The sequence below is a fragment of the Methylobacterium sp. WL120 genome (assembly GCF_008039465.1).
In the GTDB taxonomy this organism is placed as follows: domain Bacteria; phylum Pseudomonadota; class Alphaproteobacteria; order Rhizobiales; family Beijerinckiaceae; genus Methylobacterium; species Methylobacterium cerastii.
In genome coordinates this window covers 1-3,435 of sequence record NZ_VRUT01000274.1, presented here as the reverse complement: position 1 = coordinate 3,435, position 3,435 = coordinate 1, and the positions used below count along the sequence as shown (strand labels likewise).

The following is a 3,435-nucleotide window of genomic DNA, read 5'->3' as shown; positions in this document are numbered from 1 at the left end:
GCCCTGCTCGCCCCCCTGCGCCCGGTCGCGGCCGAACCGCTCGAGGCCGGCGCCAGCGCCTGCGGCGGAAACGCCTACTCCTCGGCCGAGGTGACGGAGGGGCGCGGCCGCCGCCGCGGGCCGCTCACCGCCGTGCCGGACACGCTCTGCGCCGACATCGAGACGGGGCGGCCGTCGACGCGGATCGAGCTCTACGGCATCCCCGATCGCGACGGATCGGCCTACGGCCTTGGCGGAGAGCGGGCGCCCGCCCCATATGATCGCTCGTTCCGGCGCAGGCCGTCGGCCGACTGACGCCTCGTCCCCCCGGGGCGGGACGCGTCGCCATGCGGTGCCTCGACGGCTCGCGCGGCACACAGCGCCGAAGGGATGGCTCCGATCCTCCAGCACCGCCGCTCCCTCCCGCCCTCGTCCCGCGCGCGCGGCGTCACGGCGGTTCTGGGGCCGACCAACACCGGCAAGACGCACCTGGCGATCGAGCGGATGCTGGCCCATCCCACCGGGATGATCGGCCTGCCGCTGCGGCTGCTCGCCCGCGAGGTCTACCTCCGGGTCGTCGCCCGCGTCGGGGTCGACAAGGTCGCCCTCGTCACCGGCGAGGAGAAGATCAAGCCGGACCGGCCGCGCTACTGGATCTCCACCATCGAGGCGATGCCGCGCGACCTCGACGTGGCCTTCGTGGCGATCGACGAGATCCAGCTCTCGGCCGACATGGATCGCGGCCACGTCTTCACCGATCGCCTGCTGAACCAGCGCGGCCGCGAGGAGACCCTGCTGATCGGCTCCTCGACGATCCTGCCGCTGGTGCAGTCGCTGATCCCCAACGTCCACACCACGACGCGCCCGCGCCTCTCGACGCTGACCTATGCCGGCGAGAAGAAGCTCGGGCGGATGCCGCGGCGCACCGCGATCGTCGCGTTCTCGGCCGAGGAGGTCTACGCCATCGCCGAGCTGATCCGGCGCCAGCGCGGCGGCGCGGCGGTCGTGCTCGGCGCGCTCTCGCCCCGCACCCGCAACGCGCAGGTCGAGCTCTACCAGTCGGGCGACGTCGACTACCTCGTCGCCACCGACGCCGTCGGCATGGGCCTCAACCTCGACGTCGACCACGTCGCCTTCGCCGCCACCTGGAAGTACGACGGCACCCGCTTCCGCAAGCTGACGCCGGCCGAGCTCGGGCAGATCGCCGGACGCGCCGGCCGCCACCTCTCGGACGGCACCTTCGGCTCCACCGGGCGCTGCCGCCCGTTCGAGCCCGAGATGATCGAGCGGCTGGAGAACCACGATTTCGATCCCCTGCGCATCCTGCAATGGCGCAACCCCGACCTCGACTTCCGCTCGCTCGACGCGTTGCAGGCGAGCCTCGACGTGCACCCGAGCGAGCCCGGCCTGACGCGGGCGCCGATGGGCGAGGACCAGCAGGCCCTCGAGATCCTGATGAAGGAGGACGACTTCCGTGCCATGGCGAGCGGCGCGTCCGCGGTGCGCCGCCTCTGGGACGTCTGCGGGGTGCCGGATTACCGCAAGGTCCACCCCCAGGTGCATGCCGACCTCGTGGCCGAGCTCTACCGCTTCCTGATGAAGGGCATGGCCGGGCGCATCCCCGACACCTGGTTCGCCGAGCAGGTGGCGATGATCGACCGCACCGACGGCGACATCGAGACCCTGTCCCGCCGCATCGCCCACGGACGCACCTGGACCTTCGTCGCCAACCGCCCCGACTGGCTTCGCGATCCGGAACATTGGCAGGGCGAGACGCGTCGGGTAGAGGACAGGCTGTCCGACGCCCTGCACGAACGCCTCGCGAGCCGCTTCGTCGATCGGCGCACCAGCGTCCTGATGCGGCGCCTGAGAGAGAACACGATGCTCGAAGCCCAGATTACCCCCGACGGTGACGTGACCGTCGAGGGTCAACATGTCGGCCACCTCCACGGCTTCCTATTCGTGCCCGATGCCAGCGCCGAAGGCCACGAGGCCAAGACGCTGCGCAGCGCCGCCGAGAAGGGGCTCGCCGGCGAGATCGAGTCGCGCGCCGAGCGGTTCTCCGCCGCCGCCGACGCCTCGCTGGTGCTGAGCCACGACGGCGTGATCCGCTGGACCGGCGCGCCGGTGGCCAAGCTGGCGCCCGGCGACAAGATCTTCGTCCCCCAGATCCGGCTCCTCGCCGACGACGCGCTTGCCGGCCCGGCCCGCGAGAAGGTGGTGGCGCGGCTCGACGCCTGGCTGATGGCGCACGTGACGCGCCTGCTCGGGCCGCTGATCGAGATCGAGACCGCCGCCGACCTCACCGGGCTCGCCAAGGGCATCGGCTTCCAGGTCGTCGAGGCGCTCGGCGTGCTGGAGCGCGCCCGCGTGGCGCAGGAGATGCGGACGCTGGACCAGGACGGCCGCGGGGCGCTGCGCCGCCACGGCGTCCGCTTCGGCGCCTACCACCTGTTCCTGCCGGCCCTGCTGAAGCCGGCGCCGCGGACGCTCGCCGCCCAGCTCTGGGCCCTGCAGAACGGCGGACTGGAGCAGCGCGGCCTCGACGAGATCGGCCACCTCGCCGGCTCCGGCCGCACCTCGATCAAGGTCGATCCCGAGATCGCCAAGGGCCTCTACCGCGCCGCGGGTTTCCGCGTCTGCGGCGAGCGCGCGGTGCGCGTCGACATCCTCGAGCGGCTGGCCGACCTGATCCGTCCCGCCGTCTCCTACCGCCCCGGCACCACGCCGGGCGCGCCGCCCCCCGGCGCCGCCGACAAGGACGGGTTCGTCGCCACCGTCGGCATGACCTCGCTGGTCGGCTGCTCGGGCGAGGATTTCGCCTCGATCCTGACCTCGCTCGGATACAGCGCCGAGACCCGGCCCGGCCCGGCGATCACCGTGCCGCTGCTGCCCGCCGCCCCGACGACGCCGGTCCAGCCCGTCGCACGCGCGACGGACGGTGCGACCGAGGCGACTCCCGAGGCCACGTCGGAAGCTGAAGCCGGCGAGACCGGCCCCGCCGAGGCTGCGGCCGCCGAGGCGGCGACCTCGGACGCCGTCTCGGAACCGGCCGAGCCGAACGCGCACGAGGCGGAGGCCGGAGAGGCCGTCCCCGCTCCCGAGGCAACGCCAGAGCCCGAGGCGGCGCCCGCCGCCGAGGAGCCCGTTGCGGAAGCCGCGCCGGACGAAGCGCCCGCCGAGGACGCCGCCGTCGAGCCGGCGAAGGAGGATGCGGGCGTCGAGGCGACCGCTTCCGAGCACGCCGACACGCCGACGAACGACGCGGCTTCCACGGCGTCGGCTTCGACCGACGTACTTCAGACCGCCGACGAGGGTTCAGCCGCACCCGCCGGCGAGGAAATTCCCGCCGAGGCCGCGTCCGAACTGCTCGCCGACGCCGTCGCCGAGGAGCCGGCGACCATCGAGGTGTGGACGCTGCAGCGCCACCAGCGCCAGGCCAACCCGCGCCCGAAC

At 73.4% G+C, this 3,435-nt stretch carries 2 protein-coding genes; both read left to right on the top strand.

Going from position 1 to position 3,435, the window contains the following annotated elements; translation table 11 throughout:
- The first annotated feature begins 3 nt into the window (after nucleotides 1-3).
- Entirely contained in the window at nucleotides 4-294 is a 291-nt protein-coding gene (locus tag FV229_RS27705) for a hypothetical protein (protein ID WP_246688351.1), read from the top strand.
- A gap of 75 nt (nucleotides 295-369) precedes the next feature.
- On the top strand, nucleotides 370-3,435 hold a 3,066-nt coding region (locus FV229_RS26025; protein WP_147754694.1), incomplete at its 3' end, for a helicase-related protein.